This window comes from Rhodanobacter sp. OK091 (assembly GCF_900142825.1).
Lineage (GTDB): Bacteria > Pseudomonadota > Gammaproteobacteria > Xanthomonadales > Rhodanobacteraceae > Rhodanobacter.
The window spans coordinates 473,226-496,004 of the sequence record NZ_FRCH01000001.1; the positions used below are offsets into that span (position 1 = coordinate 473,226).

The following is a 22,779-nucleotide window of genomic DNA, read 5'->3' on the forward strand; positions in this document are numbered from 1 at the left end:
TTGTTCGTGGCGATGTCCGGAATCCGGGGAAGTTGGCATGCCGTACGACACAGCCTGGCGCAGGCGATTTCTCAAAGGCGCGGCGACCACACTGGCATCAGCCGTGCTGGCACCCAGGGCATTTGCCTTCGCTCCCGATGTGGCCGCGCCAGCGGCAGCTCCCGCCGCGGCGCCCGGTGCGGGATCCCGCGAACAGCCGGTCCGCCGCATGCAGTCCTTCGCGCTGAATCAGGTGCGCTTGCTGGACAGCGACTTCGCCACTGCCGCCGCCACCAATTTGCGCTACCTGCACAGCTTGCCGGTGGAGCGGCTGGCACACAGTTTCCGCATGCAAGCCGGCATTGCATCGACAGCTGCGCCGCTAGGCGGCTGGGAAAAACCCGACTGCGAACTGCGCGGCCACTTCAGCGGCGGCCACTATCTGTCGGCAGCCGCACTGGCCCATGCCAGCCTGGGCGACGAGCTGCTCAAGCAACGCGGCGACCAGCTGGTCGCCGCGCTGGCCGCCTGCCAGCAACCGAACGGCTACCTCAGCGCGTTCCCGGAAAGTTTTTTCGACCGCCTCAGCAGCGGGCAGAAAGTGTGGGCGCCGTTCTACACCATCCACAAGATCTTCGCCGGCATGCTCGACATGCACATGCATGCCGGCAATACGCAGGCGCTGCAGGTCGCCACCGGCATCGGCAACTGGACCGTGCGCTGGCTCAACGGTTTCTCCGACAACGAGATCGCGCACATCCTGAAGACCGAGTACGGCGGCATGAACGATGCGCTGTACGAGCTGTATGCGATCACCGGCAACGAGCGCTACCGCGACGCGGCCCACCGTTTCGACCAGGCTTCGCTATTCGATCCGCTGACCGCGCACCGCGACGAGCTGCAGGGACTGCACAGCAATACGCAGATACCCAAGGTCATCGGCGCCGCGCGCCGCTACGAACTTACCGGCGAACCGCGCTACCGGCGCATCGCCGAGTTCTTCTGGGAAACGGTCACCCAGAATCGCACCTACGCCACCGGCGGCTCCAGCAACGACGAGTTCTGGAAGACCGGGCCGGGCGACCTCAAAGGCCAGCTCGGCCTGTACAGCGCCGAATGCTGCGTGGCCTACAACCTGCTCAAGCTGACCCGCCACGTCTATGCGTGGAGCGGCGACCCGCGCGCCTTCGATTATTACGAACGCACGCTCTACAACGCGCGTCTGGGCACCCAGGACAGCGACGGCATGAAACTCTACTACTACCCGCTGCAACCGGGTGCGGCGAAGTTCTACAACTCGCCGACGGATTCGTTCTGGTGCTGCACCGGCACCGGCGCCGAGGAATTCGCCCGCTTCAACGACAGCATCTACTTCCACGACGAACAGGATCTCTACGTCAACCTGTTCATCCCTTCCGAACTGAACTGGCCGCAGCAGAAGCTGACCCTGCGCCAGGAAACCACCTTCCCGCGCGAACCGCGTACCCGATTCAGCCTGGCGCTTGAAACGCCCGCACGCTTCGGCCTGAACCTGCGAATACCTGCATGGATCGGAGCCGGCGCACGCATACGCCTCAATGGCGACGTGCTCGATGTGTTCGCCTCGCCCGGCAGCTACCTCACCTTGCAACGCGAATGGCATGACGGCGACCGTCTCGAACTGGAGCTGCCGATGCACTTGCACAGCGAGGCGCTGCCCGGCGACGACAGTCAGCGCGCCGTGCTGTACGGACCGCTGGTGCTGGCCGCGCGGCTGGGCAGCCAGGGCCTGACCCATGCCATGCAGTACTGCGGCTACGACGCCAGCCCGAAACCGGAACCCAAGCCGCAGCCGACACCACAGGTGATGGCAGAGCAGGCGCAGGACACCTCATGGCTGCGCGTGGTTTCCGCGCGCGAGCTTCGCTTCGAAGCTGTCACTCGCGACGGCAACGTCGCGGTGGCGCCGCTGAACCGGGTGCATGGCGAGCGCTACGCCGTGTACTGGCAAACCGAACAAGGCGCGTCCAGCAGCGGCTGAACGCGCGCACTGCCGCTTGCCGCTGCGAGGGGCAGTCATCGAGGCAGGTCCGGGCAAACGCTTGCCGGCCACCTGCCAACCGGCGACCGAAACAAGCTGGGCTTCTGCCCGGCACGGCCGGTCGCTGCCCACGAAAAGCTCCACCCCCAACGGATCGGACTCATCGCCCGGACGCGGTTCGCCAGTTCCACCCGCCACACCCCGATCACGCCGCCAAGCCACGCGAGGAATCTCTATGCTCACGACGTACACCAGCAAGCCCATCGACCTGTCCTGTCGCCCCCATTCCGCCCACACCCAGCGCGTGCTCACGCAGCGCCTGCTCAGCCGCACGGTGAAGCTCGCCCTCGCCGCCATGTTGTTCGGTACCGCACAGGTACACGCGCAGGACAACAGTGCCGCCGCCAATGCCGATGCACCGGCTGCCGACGCGACGGCTCCGGCAAAGAGCAAGACCCTCGATGCCGTCGTCGTTACCGGCTCGCGCATCCGGCGTGTGGACGTAGAGACGGCCAATCCGGTGGTGACTCTCGACCGCGCCCAGATCACCGCCACCGGCAAGGCCACCCTGGGCGACCTGGTGCAGGACCTGCCTTCCATCGCCGGCAGCGCCACCAACGCCAGCACCAACAACGGCGGCGGCACCGGCGCGGCGACCATTTCGCTGCGCGGCCTGGGCGACAAGCGCACGCTGATCCTGGTCAACGGCGTGCGCCTGGCCTACAACGACGTCAACAGCATTCCCGCCAACATGATCGACCGTATCGAGGTGCTCAGCGACGGTGCCTCGGCGATCTACGGTTCCGACGCCATCGGCGGCGTGGTCAACTTCATCCTGCGCGACCGCTACGACGGCGTGCAGTTCACCACCGACTTCGGCGAGAGCCGGCACAGCGACGGCTTTCGCCGCAGCTTCACGCTGACGGCCGGCCACACCGGCGAGAAAGGCAGCATCGTCGCAGGCGTGGCCCATCACACCATCGATCCCGTGCAAGCCGCCAATCGCGACTTCTCCAGGGACGCGCTGAACCTGTCCGACGGCCAGGTCGTGCGCAGCGGCTCCTCGGCCAATCCGGCCGGTGCGATCACCTTGCCCGGCTCGCTGGCCGCCCAACTGGGCTGCACTTCGCGCGTGTCGCTCAACAAGGGCGTCAGCGGCGCCACCTCGCTCGACGACTACCACTGCTATTCGCGCGCCGATACCTACAACTATCAACGCGACAACATTCTGCAGACGCCGCAGGAGCGCAACAGTTTCTTCGTGCTCGGCAAGTACAAGCTGGCCGATCACATCGAGGCCTACGCCAACCTCTACTACACCAAGACACACTCGGACTCCGAGATAGCGCCGATCCCAATTTTCGCCAACGGCGACAACTTCCTGGTTTCCGCCAACAACTACTACAACCCGTTCGGGGTCAACTTCGGCACGGACCGCACCACCGGCGACAACTACGGCTCGTACAACACCCGCATCACCACGCTAGGCCGTCGGCGCTACGTCTACAACACGTACAACACCCAGTTCAATCCGGGCCTGCGCGGCAGCTTCGGCGACAGTTCCTGGCAGTGGGACGCGGACGTCAACTACGGCAAGGTGCGGCAGAAGTCGATCAACTACGGTTTCCTCGACTACGCCAAGCTGGAGCAGGGACTGGGGCCGTCGTTCCTGAGCGGCAACGGCACGGTGACCTGCGGCACGGCGGCCAACCCGATCGCCGGCTGCACGCCGATCAATCTCTTCAACGTCAGCGACCCGGCCACCATCGCCGCGCTCAAGGCGGTCCAGGTCAACCCGGTCGCCACCACCGACTACACGGTGAAGCAGTTCGAGGCCAACGCCAACGGTGAGCTGTTCACCCTGCCCGCGGGCACAGTCAATCTGGCCGCCGGCGTGTCCTATCGCAAGGAAAGCACCTCGACGCGCACCGACCCCAATGCCGTGGCCGACCTGGACGGCCTGTGCGGCGTGGTGGAGTTCTGCACCACGGTGCTGTCGGGCAGCTTCAACGTGAAAGAGGCTTACGCCGAAACGCTGGTCCCGCTGCTGGCCGACAAACCGTTCGTCCATTCGCTGAACCTCACCGTCGGCACGCGCTTCTCCGACTACAGCACCGCCGGCACCACCACCAACAGCAAGGTCGCGCTGGAATGGCGGCCGCTGGAAAACCTGCTGCTGCGCGGCACCGTGTCGCAAGTGTTCCGCGCGCCGAACATCAGCGAGCTGTATGCCGGCATCGGCGGCGACTCGCCCACGGTCAACGATCCGTGCAACTTCTACACCGGCGGTCATGGCGCAGCCTGCGCCAACGTGCCCACCGACGGCAGCTACCAGCAGTCCAATCCGCAGATCGGCGCCAAGACCTCCGGTGCGGTCGCCGCCGGCTACCAGCTGAAACCGGAAAAAGGCAAGTCGTTCGATTTCGGCCTGGTGTACGACCCGCAGTGGCTTAACGGCCTGTCGCTGAGCGCCGACGTGTGGCGCATCAACCTCAACGACACGATCACCTCGATTTCGGCGCAGACCGTGCTCAACCAGTGCTACGGCAATGGCGCCAGTCCGTTCTGCAGCTTCATCCACCGCCTCAACACCGGCGAGATCAACTATGTGGCCGAGCCCACGGTGAACCTGGGCGCGCTGTCGACCAAGGGCGTGGACAGCAGCATCGCCTACCGCTTCGACGAGAGCCGCTTCGGCCGCTTCAATGTCAGCCTCAACAACACCTACATCGCCCGTTACGACATCAACCCGGTACCCGGCGATCCCACGTCGGTCACCATCCACAACGCCGGCAAGTACACCTACGCCTACGGCGACTTCCCGCGCTGGCGCAGCCTGGCCATGTTGAACTGGAGCCGCGGTCCGTGGAGCGCCAGCTGGCGCCTGCGCTACATCGGCCGCACCCAGATCGGCAGCGCCGACGAACGCCAGCAGCTGTCGGCCGATACGGACCAGTCGGCGGTGGTGCGCAAGATCGGCGCCTACACGTACAACAGCGTGCAGGTCGGCTACAACTTCGAGAAATGGCACACCCGGCTGGATCTGGGCATCGACAACATCGCCGACAAGCAGCCGCCGCTGTTCTATCAGAACAACGTGACCAACTCGAACACCGACGTGGCTACCTACGACGTGATGGGCCGCTACTACTGGGCGCGCGCCACGGTAACGTTCTGAAGCCATGGGATGGGAGACGGCCGGCCGGCAGGCCGGCCGTCGGGAAACTGGCCGGTGGCCTGGCCCGGCCGATGCACGGGCACACCCGGCTTCCGCGGGATTTGCAGGCCATTGTGGGCCTTTATCGAGCACCTCCAGACAGAGCCCGCCACAGCGGCGATTGCTGCGTCGCAGTGCGGCTGTCTTGTGCGAGGTACTAGACTACGCCGTCCGATCGTCGCCCCGACCCTGCCTCGGGGCGACGATTTTTTAGGTTTTTCAGTGCCTTGGCCGGATCACCCCCCACTGACCGGCATCCTTCCCACGGAGTCAAGCGTTCCATGATTTTCGAAACCATTGCCAACACGGGTCACGAAGAAGTCGTCTTCTGCCACAACAAGGACGCCGGTCTGAAGGCCATCATCGCCATCCACAACACGGTGCTGGGCCCCGCGCTCGGCGGTCTGCGCATGTGGCCGTACAAGACCGAGCAAGAGGCAGTGAACGACGTGTTGCGCCTGTCGCGCGGCATGACGTTCAAGAACGCCGTGGCCGGCCTGAACCTGGGCGGCGGCAAGGCGGTGATCATCGGCGATCCGAGCAAGGACAAGTCCGAGGCGCTGTTCCGCGCGTTCGGCCGCTTCGTCAACTCACTCAACGGCCGCTACATCACGGCCGAGGACGTCGGCATCGACGTCAACGACATGGAATACGTGTTCCGTGAAACCGAGTACGTCACCGGCGTGCACCAGGTGCATGGCGGTTCGGGCGATCCGTCGCCGTTCACTGCGTTCGGTTCGCTGCAAGGCCTGATGGCTTCGCTGCAGGCGAAGTACGGCAACGAGGACGTGGGCAAGTACAGCTACGCCGTGCAGGGTTGCGGCCACGTCGGCGGCGAGTTCATCAAGCTGCTGCGCGAACAGGGCGCCAAGGTGTTCGTCACCGACATCAACAAGGAAGCCGTGCAGCGCTGCGTCGACGAGCTGGGTTGCGAAGCGGTGGGCCTGGACGAGATCTACGACGTCGACGCCGACGTGTACTCGCCGTGCGCACTGGGCGGCACCGTCAACGAGCAGACCATCGACCGCATCAAGGCGAAGATCATCTGCGGCCCGGCCAACAACCAGCTGGCCACCGACGAGATCGGCGACGAGCTGCAGCGTCGCGGCGTGCTGTATGCACCCGACTACGCGGTCAACGCCGGCGGCGTGATGAATGTGTCGCTGGAAATCGACGGCTACAACCGCGAGCGCGCGATGCGCATGATGCGCACGATCTATTACAACCTCGGCCGCATCTTCGAGATCTCCAAGAACGAGAACATCCCGACCTACAAGGCCGCCGACCGCCTGGCCGAAGAGCGCATCAGCGCGATCGGCAAGATCAAGCTGGCGCACATGGGCAACAACGGCACCCGCTTCCAGGGCCGCATGCGCGGTCAGTAAGCAACACACCGCTTGCGCAGAAGCAGCCGCCGGTTGATGAGCTAGCCGTTTTGACCAGCTGTTGATTTTCCAGGTTGTTACACCAAGCCCCTGATCGAACATCAGGGGCTTTTTTGTGCCGAAAGCTGGCTACGATGAGGGCGGAAGCCAGCGCCAGAGAAAAGCCCGGCGAACCATTTTTGAGCCGTGCGGGCGGAATGACCGATGGCTGGCGAGGCAGGACGACGGTGAAGCACATCGGCTGGATGTTGTCGCCACGCCTTGGCCGCTCCGCCATGGGCCGTCGCGAAGCATGCAGTCCTGGCGACCTCGCCGTCGCGTCCGTTCAAGGCGCGCGCTGCACGTGATCGGTCCGCTGCGCCTTGCCCTGGCTCAGCTCGGCACGCACGCAATGTGCGTCCATGACCGACGTTACCGTGGCACGCCCCGCAACCGCGAATTGTTGGCGGGGCTGCCCCTTGTTGGGAACCACAAAAGATGCCCGCATGACCTGCAGTCGCGCACCGACTGCCGGCAGCGGCGCAGCACGATAACAGACGTCCAAACGCTGGCCGTCCACATGGCTAACCCACCCGTCAGTGTAAGTATCGGCGGCATGCGCGACGCGGCCAATGGTGAGGCCCGCGAGCAGCAGCGGAATGCCGAGATAAGCCGCAAACAATTTCATGATCGTTCTCCAAAAATGACAACCGCAACAATCGCCACGACGCGCACCACAACGTGTGTGGCGGCACCGCCTTCGCAAACACCGGCTGCCCTCGACAGTTGGGGCCGGCCGGCGATCGTTCCCCTCAACGTGCCGGACGGATCGCTGTCAGCGTGCTGGCCATGCCGGCCGGATGCAGGGTGAATGTCACCTTGTCGCCTACCTTGGCGACCTTGAGAAGATCCGGCGAAGCCACCTTGAACGGCATCGTCATTGCCGGCCAGCCAATCGCAGCGATGGCTTCATGTTGAAGGGTGATGGTGCCCTTGCCGGTGTCGATCGCCTTGACCACACCCATGCCCTGCGCGTCAGCGGGTTTGGCATCGTGCTGCATGCCGGGCATGTTGGGGTCCATCTGCTGGGCGGCAACGAAAGCGGGCGCAGCCAGCATCGTGCAAGCCCATGCGAAGGTGATGAGGTGCTTCTTCATGCTTCAGTTTCCTTGTGGGTTGGAGTGATAAGCGATGCTCGTCCGATCGGCCCGACGCAATCGGTGCAGGACCAACAGACGGAACGCGGCGGGAATGACCAGCATGGACAGCAGCGGTGCCGTCAGCATGCCGCCGATCATCGGCGCGGCGATGCGCTGCATGACCTCCGAGCCGGCACCGTGGCCGAGCAGGATCGGAAACAGGCCGGCGAGAATCACTGCGACTGTCATCGCCTTGGGCCGCACGCGTTGTACGGCACCTTCGCGGATGGCCGTATCAAGCTCTTCGATGCCGGCGTGCGGATTCAAAGCGAGTTGGCGATCCCATGCCTGGCGCAGATACAACAGCATCACCACGCCGAACTCGGCGGCGACGCCGGCCAGCGCGATGAAGCCGATGATCGTGGCCACCGACACCGCGTGACCGAGCAGCCAGATCAGCCACAGGCCGCCGACCAGCGCCAGCGGCACGCTGGCCATGATCAGCACGGCCTCGCTCACGCGCCGGAACACGGCGTAGATCAGAAGAAAAATGATCACCAGCGCGATCGGCACCACCAGCCTGAGTCGTTGCATGGCACTGGCCAGATACTCGAACTGGCCCGACCAGGCCACGGTGGTGCCCGGCGGCAACGTGATCTGCTGCGCCACTGCATGTTGCAGATTGGCGACCACCGTGCCCAGATCGCTGCCAGACGTATCGACGTAGACATACGTGGCCAACTGGCCGTCCTCGCTTTTCAGCATGGACGGTCCTGCCTCAACGGTAATGTCGGCAATCTGGCCGAGCGTGACCTGTGCCCCGCTGGCGGCGACGATCGGTAACTGCCGCAGCGCTGCGATGGAATCGCGCTCGGCACGCGGGTAGCGCACCACGATGGGATAGCGTTCGCGTCCCTCGACGGTCTGCCCGATCGGATCGCCGCCCACGACGGTGGCGATCAATTGCTGCACGCGTTGCTGGGTCAGCCCGTAGCGCGCAGCAGCGTCACGGCGGATAGCCACATCCACATAGCGGCCGCTGATCGGACGCTCGGCGATCGCCGAACCGACACCCGGCACGGTCTTCGCCACGGTTTCGATGCGATCGGCCACGGCCTGCATGGTGGCCAGATCGGTGCCCAGCACCTTGATGCCGACCGGGCTCTTGATGCCGGTGGACAGCATGTCGATGCGGTTGCGGATCGGTGGCACGAACAGGTTGGTCAGTCCCGGCACGTGTACGGCCCGGTCCAGTTCCGCCTTGATCTTCGCCATCGTCATGCCGGGACGCCACTGATCCTTTGGCTTGAAGGTGATGGTGGTCTCGAACATCTCCAGCGGCGCCGGATCGGTGGCTGTTTCGGCGCGCCCCGCCTTGCCGAATACATGCGCGACCTCCGGCACGGTCTTGATCATGCGATCGGTAAGCTGCAACAACTGCGACGCCTTGCCTGCCGACAGGCCCGGCAGCGCCGTTGGCATGTACAACAGCGTGCCCTCATCCATGGCGGGCATGAACTCGCTACCGAGTCGGCTGAGCGGAACGAGGACGGTGAGCAGCAACAAGCCGCCCAGCAGCAACACCATCTTCGGATGGCGCAGCACCATTTCGAGCATCGGCCGATAACCACGCATCAAGCCGCGATTGAGCGGGTTGTCGCGCTCGGCACGGATGCGGCCACGCACCAGGTAACCCATCAGCACCGGCACCAGCGTTACCGCGAGGCCCGCCGCTGCCGCCATCGCGTAGGTCTTGGTGAAAGCCAGCGGCTTGAACAGCTTGCCCTCCTGCCCTTGCAGCGCAAACACCGGTACGAACGACAGCGCGATGATCAACAGGCTCACGAACAGCGCCGGCCCCACTTCGGCGGCGGACTCGGCGATCAGCGACCACCGTTCGGCGCCCTGCGGCTCACGTCCGTCATTTGCTTCACGCCAATGTTCCAGATGCTTGTGGGTGTTCTCGATCATCACGATCGCCGCATCGACCATCGCGCCAATGGCGATCGCGATGCCGCCCAGCGACATCAGGTTCGCCGACACACCTTGCAGGTCCATCACGATGAAAGCCGCCAGCACGCCCAGCGGCAGCGTGACCACCGCCACCAGCGCCGAACGCAGATGGCCCAGGAACAGCACGCAGACCAGCGCAACGACAAGGAACTCCTCCAGCAGCTTGCCCCAGACGTTCGCCACCGCCGCATCGATCAGCTGCGACCGGTCGTAGGTCGGCACGATCTCGACGCCGGGTGGCAGGCTGCGCTTGAGCTCGGTCAGCTTGGCTTTTACCGCGGCAATGGCGGCCTTGGCGTTCTTGCCGGTGCGCAGCACGATCACTCCGCCGGCGACTTCACCCTCACCGTCCAGCTCGGTGACGCCGCGACGAAACGTGGGGCCGCGCCGTACCGTCGCCACGTCGCGCAGCAACACCGGCACACCGCCGGCATTGGCGGTGACCGGCACGTTTTCGAAGCCCTCGCGGCTTTTCAGATAGCCCTCGCTGCGCACCATCAGCTCCGCCTCGCCCTGCTCGATCACCGAACCGCCGTTGGCGCCGTTGGCGGAGCGGATCGCTTCGACAAGCTGCTCCACGGTGATGCCGCGTGCCGCCAGCGCCTGGCTGTCGGGCACGATCTGCCACGCGCGCTCCATGCCGCCGATGCTGGCTACCTCGGCGACGTCCGGCACGGTCTTCAACTGAAAACGCAGGAACCAGTCCTGCAAGGCGCGCAGCTGGCCGATATCGTGCTGGCCGGTGCGATCGACCAGTGCATATTCGTAAACCCAGCCCAACCCCGTCGCATCCGGACCAAGTGATGGCGTGACATCGGCGGGCAGACTGCCGCGCACCTGGCTGAGATACTCCAGCACGCGAGAGCGCGCCCAATACAGATCGGTGCTGTCGTCGAACAGCACGTAGACGTAGGAGTCGCCGAAGAACGAATAGCCGCGAACGACCTTGGCGCCGGGTACCGACAACATCGTGGTCGCCAGCGGATAGGTGACCTGATCCTCGACAACCTGTGGCGACTGGCCCGGGTAGCTGGTGCGGATGATGACCTGGGTGTCGGACAGATCCGGCAATGCATCGATCGGCGTGTGCAGCGCGGCGAATACGCCAACCAGCGCGAGGGCCAGCGCCGCCAGCAACACGAATACGCGATACGCGATCGCGGCACGGATCAGGGCGCCGATCATCGCCCGTCTCCCATGGGCATACCAGGCATCGGCGCACTGGTGGCCGGTGCCGGCTGAACCGGGTGATCGTTCAGCCGTTCCAACGCACCGGACAGGCTCGCCTCCGAATCGATCAGGAACTGGCCGGAGGTCACGACCTTTTCGCCGCCCGTGAGGCCCTCGCGTATTTCGGTGTAGCCGCTGGCCGAACGCCCGGTACGCACGGCGACGGTCCGAAAGTGCCCGCCATCCTCAGCGACGATCACCCGCGTCTGGCTGCCTGTGGCGATCAGCGCGTCATCCGGCACTACTGCTACGGCTTCGCCTTGCGCCGGGTTGAGCTGCACGGTGGCGAACATGCCCGGGCTCAAGGAACCATCGGGATTGTCGAGCACGATACGGGCACGCTGCGTGCGAGTCGTCGGGTCGATGTCCGGCAACAGCGTTTCCACCGTGCCTTGGAACAACCGGCCCGGTAGTGCATCGACTGCAACGGTGACTGGTGTGCCGCCTCGCACCGTGCCGGCTGCCGCTTGCGGCAGCGCCGCCTCGATCCACACGGTGGACAGGCCGTTCAAGGTCATCAACGTCTGGCCTGCGCTGACTCGCTGGCCTTCACGCACGTCCAGTGTCGTGACGATGCCGGCCTGCGGCGCATGCAAGGTGATCGCGGCATCCGAGCCATGACGCGACGACTGAATATCTGCAGGCGTCAGGCCCAATACCTGCAGGCGTTCGCGCGACGCAGCGCGCAAGTCTTTCGCGTCGGCCGACTGTACTTGCTGAAGCGCGCGGTATTCCGCCAGCGCGCTGTTCCATTGCGGAGCCAGCAGTTCGACCAAGGGCGCGCCGGCAGCGACGGCCGTGTACGGCGCACGCACATCGAGCCTGGCAATGACGGCGTCGACTCGCGCGCTGACGGTCATGGCGTGCCGCAGATCCCACGTGATCGTGCCTGGAACCCGGATCGCGGAAGCCAGCACACGGCGTTCCACCACAGCGGTGCGCACGCCCAGATTCTGCACGGTGGCCGGGTCGATCCGGACGATATCCCTGGCGGCGCCCTCGCCGACCGGCCGTTCATCAGCCGGCCTCTCATCAGCATATTTGGGCACCATCTGCATACCCATCGGCGACAGGCCCGGCTTGTCGAAGTGCTGCTGAGGCGCCATCGTGTCGTACCAGTACAGAACTTTTTTGCTGCCGCTTTCCGGCGCGGATGTTGCGTTATGGGTCGGCGATGGCGTCGCCGGCGAATGGCCGCGGCCACCGAGATAGCCGATCAACAGCAGCGCCATCGCCAGCACCGCTGCGGCGAACATCATCAGTGCGCGCTTCATGGCGTCGTCTCCGAAGTGGGCAACAAATAGGCCAGTGCCGCCCAGGCACGGCCGTACTCCGCTTGCATGCGGACGTAGTCGGTGTGGTGGGCAATCTCATCGCGACGGGCCTCCAGCAAGGGCTGGATGTCGCCGCCGCCCCGATACGCGGCGAGCGCCAGGGCCACGCGGTCGTTGGCCAAGGGAAGCAACTCATCGCGGTGCCGGCGCACTTGCTCGCCGAGTGATTGCCATTGCGCCCAGGCGGACTGGATCGCCTCGATCTGCTGGCGGCGTGCGTCATCGTGCTCGGCGTGAACGGCATCCAGGTCGGCCGCACGGGCGGAAATGCCCCGATCCTGTCGGTTGCGGGTGAACAGCGGCAGGCTTACACCGACCTGCAACGACACCATGTCGGATAAGCCGCGCACACGGGAGCCATAGTTCATGCCGACGCTCCATTCCGGATGCTTGTCGGCGCGTGCGGCGGCGAGAGCCGCCTCGGCGGCCCGCTCGCGAGCCGGCCATTCCAGCAGATTGCCCTGGTGATCGAGGCTGGCCAGCAAGAACGCTTCGTCATGCGGCAGCACGGCAAAGTCCGGCGCATCCACCAAGGGTTGATCGGTCGGGGAGCCCAGCCAGCGCGCAAGGCCCGCGCGGGCCTGAGCTTCGCGTGCATTCGCCTCATCGAGGCGGTTTTCCAGGTCAAGGGCCGCCATGCGAACGGCCAGCACTTCTGCCGCAGTGCCGGTGCCACCCCGCAATCGCGCTTTCGCCACAGCCACGTCTTGCGCCCATGCCTGCCGCATGGACTGCAACATCATCGCTTCGTGGCGTGCACCCCACGCGGTGATCCAGGCATCGGCCACCTGCTGTTGAATCGACAAGGCGGTCGAAACTTCCGACGACGCGGCCAAATCCGCATTGGCGCTGCCCATGGCTCGTCCGGCCTGGCGCTTGCTGCGTGAAGGCAGCACCTGACTGATCCCGACGGTGCGCATCGTCATGCTGTCGCCGCCAGCCGTAAATGCCCCCGGCCCCTGCACGGCCAGCTTGTCGACACCGACAGTAAGCTGCGGATCGGGCAACGCACCTGCACGGGCAGCTTCCTGCCGAGCCGATTCCGACTGGGCGCGGCGCGCCTCCAGCACCGGTGCGCGCTCGACCGCCTGCCGTATGGCCACATCGAGCGTCAGTACGGCGGGTTCACGCCCCCATACGGGTGAAACGAAAAGCAGCGCGGCAGCCCACGGCAACCAGCACGCATATCGCGCCGAACGGGCGCGAACACCAAAGAGACGGGAAAACATGTTGAGCTCCAATCGAAAACCAGCACAGCCGTGCGCGCACGGCCGATGGACGGCTAACGATCGGGGGCTAAATCAACAGGGAACAGAACCGCAACGTGGGCGGTGGATCGGGACGATGCAGCGCCGTGTTCGGCAACGCGACCCGATCAGCTGAGTGCGCGAGCGTTCCCAGCAACACGGGTGATACGGAGGCGAGCAGAAGCGGAGGAACCGTCGGCAGGCTCGCATCATGCGCCGACACGGCATTGCCGGAACAGTGTTCGGCACACCGCGGGTCCGTACTTACGTGATGCACGGCCGCCAACTTCGCTTTAGAGCCCATGCCCATCGCCGCACAATCGCCCGTCATGGCGACGTCGGTTGCGGCCGAGGGCAACGTGCAGGCATAGGCCGCCATGGCCAGTTGTTGGAACAGCAGACAAAACAGCACGATCCCCGTCCATAGGACACGGCGGCGACGGCTGATGTGAAAGCGTCTGCGCATGGCAAGGCCATCTTAGCGCAGCTGGAGGTAGGTCCAGTCAAGTGGGCAGAGGCTCAGTATTGACCAATGTCCCCGAGTGAGCAGCGTACTGAGCAAACCGGTCGTCCGTGACGGGGTTTGAAGCATTGGTTGGTTCGGACTCTTGCGCACGAATGGTCCCATCAGTGGTAGCCGTGGATCTGGAGCGTGGAATGATGCATACGCGATCGGTGAGCCATCGTGCTACCCCACTTGCTTGATAACGGTGCGAAATGCGGCAGGATATGAAACCGATGGTGCAAGTCCCATGTTTCCGACGCCTGGAATGATGGTCGCCATTCTATGAAAGCAACTCGATCTAGCTTCCTGCTCCTGGCCACCGTCGCTGCAGTGTCGGCGACATGGGTGTATTGGCACCCGACCGAAGCCGATTCGCAAAGCGAAAGCAAACCTGTCGCCTCCGCATCGTCGGGCGTGTCGCCCGAACGGCCGGCTGTCACGCGGCCAGAGGTGGCGCCACCGCATGGGGACGGGACCGGTACAACGCTCGATCAACGAGCCGATGTTGCGCGGATTTCCGCACGCTTCGAACAAAGTCGGCGGTGTTATTTCGCCCAGGCCGAGGCCGATACCATGAAGTCCGTCATCCGGTCTTGCAAAGATCTCGCGCGACTCCCCTACGCCCAAGCACAGTTTGCCAGCTGCTCGGCAGACCTCGACAAGAACGAATCGACTCTGCAAGAACTGAAGCACGATCTGGATGGTTGTACCGGTGACGAATCAACGGCCAGGCACTACTACGAGGCGACGAAAGCGGCAGCATTGCGGGGCAATGCCGATGCGCAGGCCTGCTACGTGCAATCCATATTCCAAAGCAATGGAACAGGTCTTGCGTATTCCCCGCAAGATGTCGACGACTATCGCCGCGACACGCCGCGCTATATTTCCGACGGGCTGGCCCGGGGAGACTGGCGGATCGTCAGCCTGCTCGCCAGAGGTGGACACGACGATGGCTTAAGTCTGTTGCCTCTGGTCACCAAGGACGATGCCTATATCCAGTACGTGATGAATCGGCTCCTGCAACTGGGGGCGGAAGGGACGTACGCCCAGTATCTGGGGCGGTCCATTCAAATGGACTTTTTGTCGCCCGGCATCACCACTCCGCCGCCCCTGACTCAGCAGCAAGTTGCTACAGGGATCGCGGAGGCGCAGTCCCTCTATCGAAAGTCCTTCGACCGGAAGCCCTTGCTCGACAGAGCCCCCATTGCCTGTCCGGGAGGCTGACCCGTGCCGATCTGGCTGACCAGGCATCGTTGGACACGAAATAAATCAAAACGACGAGAAAACGCCGCTCCGATACCGCAATGGCGTTCAGCCAGGGGTGCTCTTGAATCAACAGCTAGTCGGAACAGCCAGACGGGCGGCTTTTTGCTGATCCTGGGCATCGGCCGGCATTGCTCCCGCACGTAGGCTAAAATCGGCACTCTGCACCCCCAGGAGTTCGTGATGCGCCCGTTTCCGCTCGGTGAAGATATCGACCTGCTGCGCAAGTCCGTGCATGCGTTTGCGGAAAAGGAAATCGCGCCGCGCGCCGACCGCATCGACCGCGACAACCTGTTTCCCGCTGACCTGTGGCGCAAGTTCGGCGAGATGGGCTTGCTCGGCGTCACCGTGCCGGAGGAATACGGCGGCAGCGGCCTGGGTTTCCTGGCGCACATGGTGGCGATGGAGGAAATCTCGCGCGCATCCGGCTCGGTTGGCCTGTCCTACGGCGCGCACTCCAACCTGTGCCTCAACAACATCTATCACAACGGCAATGAGGCGCAGCGGCAGAAGTACCTGCCGAAATTGTGCAGCGGCGAACACGTCGGTGCGCTGGCGATGAGCGAACCCGGCGCCGGCTCCGACGTGGTCGGCTCGATGAGCTGCAAGGCCGAGCTGCGCGGCGATGTGTGGGTCGCAAACGGCACCAAGATGTGGATCACCAACGGCCCGGATGCCGACGTGCTGCTGGTCTACATGCGCACGGCACCGCGCACCGCCGGCAGCCGCTGCATGACCGCCTTCATCATCGAAAAAGGCATGAAGGGCTTCAGCACCGCGCAGAAGCTGGACAAGCTCGGCATGCGCGGCTCCAACACCTGCGAGCTGGTGTTCGAGGACTGCGAGATCCCGGCCGAAAATATCGTCGGCGAAGTCAACGAAGGCGTGCGCGTGCTGATGAACGGGCTGGACACCGAACGGCTGGTGTTGTCCGGCGGCCCGATCGGCCTGATGCAGGCCGCGCTGGACATCACCATGCCGTACGTGCGCGAGCGCAAGCAGTTCAACGCGCCGATCGGTACGTTCGAGATCATGCAGGCGAAAGTCGCCGACATGTACACCGCGCTGCAGAGCTCGCGCGGCTTCGCCTACATGGTGGCGCAGCAGTTCGACAACGGCGTGAAGTCGCGCATCGACCCGGCGGCGTGCCTGCTGAATGCCTCGGTCAACGCGGTGAAGGTGGCGCTGGAGGCGATCCAGTCGCTAGGCGGCAACGGCTACATCAACGAATTCCCCGCCGGCCGCCTGCTGCGCGATGCGAAGCTTTACGAGATCGGCGCCGGCACGAACGAGATCCGCCGCATGCTGATCGGCCGCGAGCTGTTTCACGGCAAGGCTTGATGCGCTTACGCATGCAGTGACGTCACACCCTCGATCGGTGCGGCAACGGTCTGGTGCATGTCGAAGACCAGCAGCTCGTTGTCGCCGCGCCGCAGCCATGAGGCAGGACAGTACAGCCGTTGCTGCGGACCGAGGTTCCAGTAACGGCCAAGCAGGTGGCCGTTGATCCACAGATAGCCCTTGGTCCACCGCGCCATGTCGATATAGCTGTCGCCGAGCTGGTCGAGGCGGATCGTGGCCTTGAAGAAAATGCCTGCACGCGACGGTGCGCTCACTACCGGCTTCAGCTGGCGGATGAAGCCGTCATCCAGCGGCAGGCTGCAGACATCCCAGTGTTCCAGCACGTTTTCGTCGAGGCGAATGCTGCCCACGATCCCCTTGCGATCGGCCATGGCCTGGCCGAAGCCGACGTGACCGAAGCTGTCTACCAGGATATCGACCAACGCGGATTTCCCCTTTCCGCGCGGGAGATCGACCCGGCTGCCTTTTCGCAGCCGCGGATTCTCTACGCGCGACACCGCATCGACATAGAGGCCGTCGCTGAACACGGTGGCGTAGTCACGCGCGCCGTCTATCGTCAGCGCGCCACCTTCGCCATGGATCTTCCTGCGGTACAGCACCAGGCCGTGATCCTGCGCGAACAGCAGCTCGTTGGCTTGCGGCGCGCGCACCGGCGTCGCTTGCGGCAGGTTGTCCCATAGCGAGGCGTGCGCCACCGGCGTCACCGGCGCAAAACGGATCACCGGCGGCGTGGCCGGCACTTCCGGCAAGGGGCGCTGCGCGTGTGCAGCGAACAGCTTGCGGAAGGCGTGATAGTCGGGCGTGGCTGCACCGCGCTCGTCGATCGGCGCGCCATAGTCGTAGCTGGTGATCACCGGCTCGAAATGCGAGTAGTCGTCCTTCGCGTTGGCACCGGCGCCGAAGCCGAAGTTGGTGCCGCCATGCACGACATAGAGGTTGAACGAACGCCCCTGCTCCAGCAGCTGGCGCAAGGTGCCGGCGTAATCGCCGCGCGCGAAGTCCTTGTCGCCCCAGTGCGTTAGCCAGCCCGGATAACCTTCGCCTATCCATACCGGTGCTTCGCCGGCGATCTTCTGCGCGGCCTCGAAATCCGTGTCGCCGTCCAGCCCCAGCACGGCGCCAGGCAGATACGTCTGCTGTTTCTGGATCTGTCCCAGTCCGTCGGAGATCGAGAACGGTCCCTCGATGCCGCGCTCCTGCCACATCGACCGCAGCAGCTTGAGATAGTCCAGGTCATGCCCGAACGAGGCGTATTCGTTCTCGACCTGCACCATCAGGATCGGGCCGCCTCGACCAACCATCAGCGGCGCGATATGCGGCGCGACCGCATCCAGGTAGCGCCGTACCGCGGCCATGTAGTCGGGGTCGCCCTTGTCCCGCACGCGGACGTCGGGATGGCGCAGCAGATACGGCGGCAGCCCGCCGAAATCCCATTCGCCGCAGACGTACGGACCAGGCCGCAGGTATACCCACATGCCCTCTTCCTGGCACAGCTTGATGAAGCGGACGAAGTCGCGATTGCCGCTCTTCAGGTCGAATATGCCGGGCGCGGATTCCAGTGCGTTCCACATCAGATAAATCGCGATGGTGTTGAGGCCCATCGCCTTCGCCATGCGGATGCGATGGCGCCAGTATTCGGCGGGAATCCGGATCGGATGCATCTCGCCGCTGCGGATCTGGAACGGACGGCCATCGAGCAGGAAGTGCTGCGAGGAAAGTTCGAGCCGGTGCGACTGGCCGTCCGGCATCCGCTCGACCGGCATGCCCGATGCGGCAGTGCCCGCCACGAGGCGCGAACTGAGCGCGGCCAGCGGAGTCAGGACAGTCAGGCGCAGAAAATCTCGTCGCTGCATGGGGGTTCCTTGGGGCAAAACTCGTGAGCTTGTTATCGTGGGCTTGTGTGTGCAGCTAAATGTTCAATGCCGATCCGAGGCCATGGTCGCATCGTTGCAGCTGCCGAGCCGTTTGGCGACTTCGCCAGCGAGTCGCCAGGCATCGCCTTGCGCCGTGGTGGGCAGGGTTTCGTGCGAGTGCGACCATGCTTGCTCCATCGCGAACCAATCGATCGGTTGCGGCATGGCGTTCGTGCTCAACGCCTCTTCCAGCGAAGCAAAATAGCGCTGCCAGCGCGGCGCATACAGTCCGCTCACCAGGCCGGACAATTCGCGGTTGGCATAATCGTGCAGGCCGCCGCGATCGGCACCGGAGCGATTGCCCCAATGCGTGACGATGGCGCGCTGGTCGTACTCCTGTTGCGCCGCTTCGGTGGTGCCGGTTCGCGCATGCGCCAGCCAGTTTCCAAGCAGGAAATGCGGATCGCTGGCCAGCAGCCGGTCCAGCATCGCCATGTCGTCCAGCCATTGCTTGGCAAGCGCATGGAAGTGCGCCACGTCCTTCGCCTCATAAGCGGCCTTGATCTGCGGCAGCAGCACGCGCGCCCGGTTGCTCAAGGCCTGCCGCGTCACGTCGACCAGATCGTAGCGGTACGCACTGCTGTCGCGCCCCGCGGGCGCCACCTGCAGCAGCTCGCACACGGCCATCTCGAAGTGCGCGGCGTCGTAGCGCATCGCTGCGGGCGACCAATGGGCTGCGGTGCCCACATCCAGGCTCGGTCGTGCATTGAACAAGCTGTCCTGTGGTTCGGACCATTCGCCAGCCGGCATCGCGTAGGCGGTGTGCGCGAGGATGCGCCACGCGGCGGTCGCATGCGGGTCGATACCGCCGTAGCGGTACGTCGCGTAATCGGCGAACCATGCCGCCGCATCGATCGGCTGCGGCTGCCACGCCAATGCAGTGAACAGCGCGAACGCGGCCGGGTCGGCTCCGCTGCCCTCGGGCATCCAGGCGATGCCGCGCAAGGCGCTGCCGGGCTTGCCGCGCCACGACGCAAAGCGGGCCAGCCACACGCCGGCGTTCGCGCCTAGCGTGGTATGCCCGCCGAAGTTGTTGATGCTGCCGAAGGCGTAAGGCGCACCATGCCAGTCCTTTTCGCGATCGATACCGTCGTAGCGGTCGGAAAGCCCGTCGACGACCAGCAGCTTGCGATGATCCAGCGCATCGACCACCGCGATCTGCGGATTGTGCTGCCAGCCCAGCATCACCCAGCGCGCATCCGGGTGCGCCGTCTGCAGCGCGGCCATCACCCGCTTCGCGGCGGCAGCCACCGGCACGTTGCCGGCCCGGCCGCCCTCGTGCAGCAGATCCATCTTGTACATCGAGGTATCGCCGAACAGTGCTCGCTGATGCCGGTAGAACGCGGCGGAAATCTTCGCGTACAGCGGTTCGCGCGGATCGAGCCAGTCCGGCCGGGTGAAGCCCACCCACTCGCCCTGCGGCACCACGTTCACGGCGGGATGTTTCGCCCCGAACTGCGGCGGCACGGTGCCGAAGTAGCCGGGAAACACCGGCGTCATACCCAGCTCGCGCAGACGCGCGACGATTTTCTGCGCCAAGGCGGTGCGGCGCGCGAACTGCGCGGGCGACACCGGACCACCAGATGTCGACAGGTTCTGCGCCGACATGTTCTGCAGCAGCCACCACGGCTGGTGCGCAGCGGCGGGAATCCACGCGCGGATCTGCGCGTCGTCGTAGCCGAAATCGCGGAACGTGCGCCGGTACACTTCCTCCGTGCCGATCGGCATGAACACTTCGTTGACGCCATGCAGCGCCAGCAGGTCGAGCTTGTGTTCCCAGCCGGGCCAGTCGAGATAGGCATCGGAATAGCCGTCATCGACATCGTTGAGCGCGAAGCGGTCCGGCACCTCGGCATCGCGGCGGATCGGCGATGCCGGTGCCGGCAAGGAGATCGGCAGATGCGCCAGGCTATCGCCCGGCCAGCCGATGCTTATCCGCGCCACTTGTTGCAGATAAGTCTCCACGCCGGTCAACAACACGGCGGGCGAAGTGCCGGCCACCACGATATGGCCTGCCGTGCCATGGATCTCGAAGCGATCGCCGCCCTGCCCGTGGTCCAGCGCCAGCAGCTCGAACTGCGCCTGCTGTCGCGGCAACAGGCGCTGCAGCGCGGCGCGCGCCGGAGCGATGTCGAACGCCGGCTTCGCCGCAGCCGCGAAGGCCGGCACGATCATGGCGCAGACCAGCCACCCGCACACGGCTGCTAACCGCTTCGAAAAATGTCTGTGCTGCATGGTGGCATCCCCTGCTCGTTCGAAAAACTGGCGGCCAGTGACGCGACGGTCCATCGAAAAAGTTCCGCTTCTGGCATCAGTTAACAGGCGAGGGGGACTGCCGTCAACGCGGACCTGCTTGCCATGATCAACAGTTGAAGCACCGTGTGCAGCCGGTCAGACCGACCGGCTGCACACGGTGACACGCACCTTCAGTTCGCTTGCGTCATCGTCCACTGCTGATTGGTGGTGCCGTAGCATGGGTACTGGATGAGCAGCGTGCCTTTGGTGAGCGAAGAACTCGTCACATCGAGGCACTGGCCGCTGTTCTGGTCGACCAGCTCGTAACCGCTGCCCTGCGGCTTGAGCTGCCATTTCTGCTCGGCTCCGCCGGTGCAAGTCGCCTGAACCACCGGCGCGCGCATGGCTGTCGAGGCATTCTCGACCGCCATGCACAGCCCGCTCGTCACGTTCTTGGCGGTCCATGAGCCATCGGCATTCTTCGCAAACATCCATTTCTGGTTGTTGTAGCCGGTTTGCGGCCACTGGATCAGCTGCGTATTGCTGGTGGTCGAACTTGCGGGGTCATCCACGACCAGGCCCGAGTTGACGCTTTTCACCCAGTACGTCACGCCGGCAGGCGCACTGACGGTGAGGTTGATGGGACTATTGTGCGTGAGCGAGCCGGCGGTGCCGGTCACGGTAACCGTTGCACTGCCGATCGCGGCCGTGGGTCCCGCGGACAGCGTCAGCGTGGAGGTGCCCGGGGGCATCAGCGACGTCGGAGAAAATGTAGCCGTCACCCCACTCGGAAGTCCGGAGACGGACAGATTGACCGACGAATTGAAGCCGTTGAGGCCGGAGACAGTGATCGTGTCGGTGGCTTGCGAGGCCTGGCTCAGACCGACCGACGTCGGTGATGTGGTGATGCCGAAGTCGGGCACGCTCGTGCTCCAGACGTCGGTGATCGGGGTGGCGGCGGAGGCATTGCCGAGCGCGGCCAGGCCATACATGTCCTCCAGTGTCCGCAGCACGCTGTAATGATTGATCGACTCCGCATAAGCACCGGGCTTGATGTTCGCGCCGGCGAACAGCGTGAGGATCCGGTTGCCCGTGGTGGTGTCGTCGTCCTCGTCCCAGGTCAGGATCAGCAGGCTGTTGTGAGTCTTGGCCCAGTTGACGTAGTTGTTGATATGAGAGCTCAACCAGCTGTCGCCGATCGATACGGAGCAGTCGTGCATGTCGTTACACAGGTTCGGAATCACGAACGACAGCGTCGGCAATTGAGTGAAGTCGGTCGGGAACGAGGTGTAGGGCAGATTCGTCGACGGCGAAAGATTGCTGAAGTCCACCCACGGGTTGTGCCGGCGGACATATCCCGATGTTCCGTACCCGCAGCCGGTGTATCCGATCGACGGCATGGTCTCCGAGTAGCCGGCAAAGGTGTAGCCGGCAGCAATCAGCTGGTGGCCGAGATTGTCCGTGCCGAAGGTGTGCGGACAGGTGTCGTCGGTGATGCCTTGGGTGGATCCGGAAAACAAGGCCAGGTAATTCGGTTGGCTCGGATGCGTCACTGCATAGGACTGGGTGAAGTTCACGCCACTGGAAAGGAGCGAATTGATATAAGGCGCGTCGGTGGTATTGCCGACGATGCTGCTGATGCTTTTGTTCTCCATGACGACGATCACGACGTGGTCGTAACGGGGAATCACGCCACTGGTCGCTGCCGTAGCGGAAAGGGAACGAAATTGCCCCGTGTTATCCGATGTGGTGGTCCGGGTCTGCGAGGACAAATTCACGTCGGTGGACGACGCACCGAATGCGTGAGCGTTGCCTACGGCGCTGATGGCAACGGCAGCGAGTAATACGCAGAGATGAGCCCATGTTGGGCGACGTACTTTCATGATGATGACGATCCTTTTTCGCTAATGGAGGAATGGGGGCGCACCGACCTGCACGCTGCAAGCACGCGTCGATCC

At 64.4% G+C, this 22,779-nt stretch carries 14 protein-coding genes; 5 read left to right on the forward strand and 9 right to left on the reverse strand.

The genetic code is table 11. The features are described 5' to 3' along the window. The first annotated feature begins 37 nt into the window (after positions 1-37). The 3 genes from BUA26_RS02355 to BUA26_RS02365 all read left to right on the forward strand — a co-directional run bounded on the left by BUA26_RS02355 (position 38) and on the right by BUA26_RS02365 (position 6,601). Positions 38-1,999: a glycoside hydrolase family 127 protein gene (locus BUA26_RS02355; protein ID WP_072757549.1), complete on the forward strand. Its 1,962-nt coding sequence runs from the start codon at positions 38-40 to the stop codon at positions 1,997-1,999. A 355-nt stretch (positions 2,000-2,354) separates the two neighbouring features. Continuing rightward, positions 2,355-5,177, forward strand: a complete 2,823-nt coding sequence (locus BUA26_RS02360; protein WP_072759947.1) for a TonB-dependent receptor domain-containing protein — start codon at positions 2,355-2,357, stop codon at positions 5,175-5,177. A gap of 320 nt (positions 5,178-5,497) precedes the next feature. Beyond that, positions 5,498-6,601, forward strand: coding sequence for a Glu/Leu/Phe/Val dehydrogenase dimerization domain-containing protein (locus BUA26_RS02365; protein WP_072757550.1), 1,104 nt, complete (start codon positions 5,498-5,500; stop codon positions 6,599-6,601). 325 nt (positions 6,602-6,926) lie between these two features. Here BUA26_RS02365 and BUA26_RS02370 read toward each other — a convergent pair whose 3' ends face one another. From BUA26_RS02370 to BUA26_RS02395, 6 genes are all read right to left on the reverse strand, one after another. Next, on the reverse strand, positions 6,927-7,268 hold the full coding sequence (locus BUA26_RS02370; RefSeq protein ID WP_072757551.1) for a hypothetical protein: 342 nt from the start codon (positions 7,266-7,268) through the stop codon (positions 6,927-6,929). A gap of 124 nt (positions 7,269-7,392) precedes the next feature. Then, on the reverse strand, positions 7,393-7,737 hold the full coding sequence (locus BUA26_RS20825) for a copper-binding protein (protein WP_072757552.1): 345 nt from the start codon (positions 7,735-7,737) through the stop codon (positions 7,393-7,395). Between the two features lie 3 nt (positions 7,738-7,740). Continuing rightward, a complete protein-coding gene (locus BUA26_RS02380) occupies positions 7,741-10,917 on the reverse strand; it encodes an efflux RND transporter permease subunit (protein WP_072757553.1) in 3,177 nt (1,058 codons plus the stop codon). Next, positions 10,914-12,236 carry an efflux RND transporter periplasmic adaptor subunit gene (locus tag BUA26_RS02385; protein WP_072757554.1) on the reverse strand — a complete coding sequence of 441 codons (1,323 nt, stop codon included), beginning with the start codon at positions 12,234-12,236 and terminating at the stop codon, positions 10,914-10,916. The genes BUA26_RS02380 and BUA26_RS02385 overlap by 4 nt, the downstream gene beginning before the upstream one ends. Beyond that, complete coding sequence (locus tag BUA26_RS02390; RefSeq protein WP_083572943.1) at positions 12,233-13,525, reverse strand: TolC family protein; 1,293 nt, start codon at positions 13,523-13,525, stop codon at positions 12,233-12,235. The genes BUA26_RS02385 and BUA26_RS02390 overlap by 4 nt, the downstream gene beginning before the upstream one ends. Before the next feature lie 67 nt (positions 13,526-13,592). Further along, complete coding sequence (locus BUA26_RS02395) at positions 13,593-14,009, reverse strand: hypothetical protein (protein ID WP_143154152.1); 417 nt, start codon at positions 14,007-14,009, stop codon at positions 13,593-13,595. Between the two features lie 321 nt (positions 14,010-14,330). On the opposite strand from BUA26_RS02395, the gene BUA26_RS02400 reads away from it, so the two are divergent. Next, a complete protein-coding gene (locus BUA26_RS02400) occupies positions 14,331-15,272 on the forward strand; it encodes a hypothetical protein (protein ID WP_143154153.1) in 942 nt (313 codons plus the stop codon). Positions 15,273-15,494: 222 nt separating this feature from the next. Continuing rightward, a complete protein-coding gene (locus BUA26_RS02405) occupies positions 15,495-16,652 on the forward strand; it encodes an isovaleryl-CoA dehydrogenase (protein WP_072757557.1) in 1,158 nt (385 codons plus the stop codon). A 5-nt stretch (positions 16,653-16,657) separates the two neighbouring features. On the opposite strand, the gene BUA26_RS02410 is transcribed toward BUA26_RS02405, so the two are convergent. From BUA26_RS02410 to BUA26_RS02420, 3 genes are all read right to left on the reverse strand, one after another. Further along, positions 16,658-18,526: a beta-galactosidase gene (locus tag BUA26_RS02410; RefSeq protein WP_072757559.1), complete on the reverse strand. Its 1,869-nt coding sequence runs from the start codon at positions 18,524-18,526 to the stop codon at positions 16,658-16,660. Positions 18,527-18,589: 63 nt separating this feature from the next. Further along, on the reverse strand, positions 18,590-20,761 hold the full coding sequence (locus tag BUA26_RS02415; protein WP_072759949.1) for an alpha-N-acetylglucosaminidase: 2,172 nt from the start codon (positions 20,759-20,761) through the stop codon (positions 18,590-18,592). A gap of 251 nt (positions 20,762-21,012) precedes the next feature. Beyond that, positions 21,013-22,704 (reverse strand): RICIN domain-containing protein, encoded by a 1,692-nt coding sequence (locus BUA26_RS02420; RefSeq protein WP_083572848.1) that lies wholly within the window; start codon positions 22,702-22,704, stop codon positions 21,013-21,015. Positions 22,705-22,779 lie beyond the last annotated feature (75 nt).

Bases quoted from the DNA above. Each gene is read 5' to 3' on its own strand.
- BUA26_RS02380 (WP_072757553.1), bottom strand. From the start codon at position 10,917: ATGATCGGCGCCCTGATCCGTGCCGCGATCGCGTATCGCGTATTCGTG.
- BUA26_RS02415 (WP_072759949.1), bottom strand. From the start codon at position 20,761: ATGATCGTGCCGGCCTTCGCGGCTGCGGCGAAGCCGGCGTTCGACATC.
- BUA26_RS02410 (WP_072757559.1), bottom strand. From the start codon at position 18,526: ATGCAGCGACGAGATTTTCTGCGCCTGACTGTCCTGACTCCGCTGGCC.
- BUA26_RS02390 (WP_083572943.1), bottom strand. From the start codon at position 13,525: ATGTTTTCCCGTCTCTTTGGTGTTCGCGCCCGTTCGGCGCGATATGCG.
- BUA26_RS02400 (WP_143154153.1), top strand. From the start codon at position 14,331: ATGAAAGCAACTCGATCTAGCTTCCTGCTCCTGGCCACCGTCGCTGCA.
- BUA26_RS02385 (WP_072757554.1), bottom strand. From the start codon at position 12,236: ATGAAGCGCGCACTGATGATGTTCGCCGCAGCGGTGCTGGCGATGGCG.
- BUA26_RS02360 (WP_072759947.1), top strand. From the start codon at position 2,355: ATGTTGTTCGGTACCGCACAGGTACACGCGCAGGACAACAGTGCCGCC.
- BUA26_RS02355 (WP_072757549.1), top strand. From the start codon at position 38: ATGCCGTACGACACAGCCTGGCGCAGGCGATTTCTCAAAGGCGCGGCG.
- BUA26_RS02395 (WP_143154152.1), bottom strand. From the start codon at position 14,009: ATGCGCAGACGCTTTCACATCAGCCGTCGCCGCCGTGTCCTATGGACG.
- BUA26_RS02420 (WP_083572848.1), bottom strand. From the start codon at position 22,704: ATGAAAGTACGTCGCCCAACATGGGCTCATCTCTGCGTATTACTCGCT.
- BUA26_RS20825 (WP_072757552.1), bottom strand. From the start codon at position 7,737: ATGAAGAAGCACCTCATCACCTTCGCATGGGCTTGCACGATGCTGGCT.
- BUA26_RS02365 (WP_072757550.1), top strand. From the start codon at position 5,498: ATGATTTTCGAAACCATTGCCAACACGGGTCACGAAGAAGTCGTCTTC.
- BUA26_RS02405 (WP_072757557.1), top strand. From the start codon at position 15,495: ATGCGCCCGTTTCCGCTCGGTGAAGATATCGACCTGCTGCGCAAGTCC.
- BUA26_RS02370 (WP_072757551.1), bottom strand. From the start codon at position 7,268: ATGAAATTGTTTGCGGCTTATCTCGGCATTCCGCTGCTGCTCGCGGGC.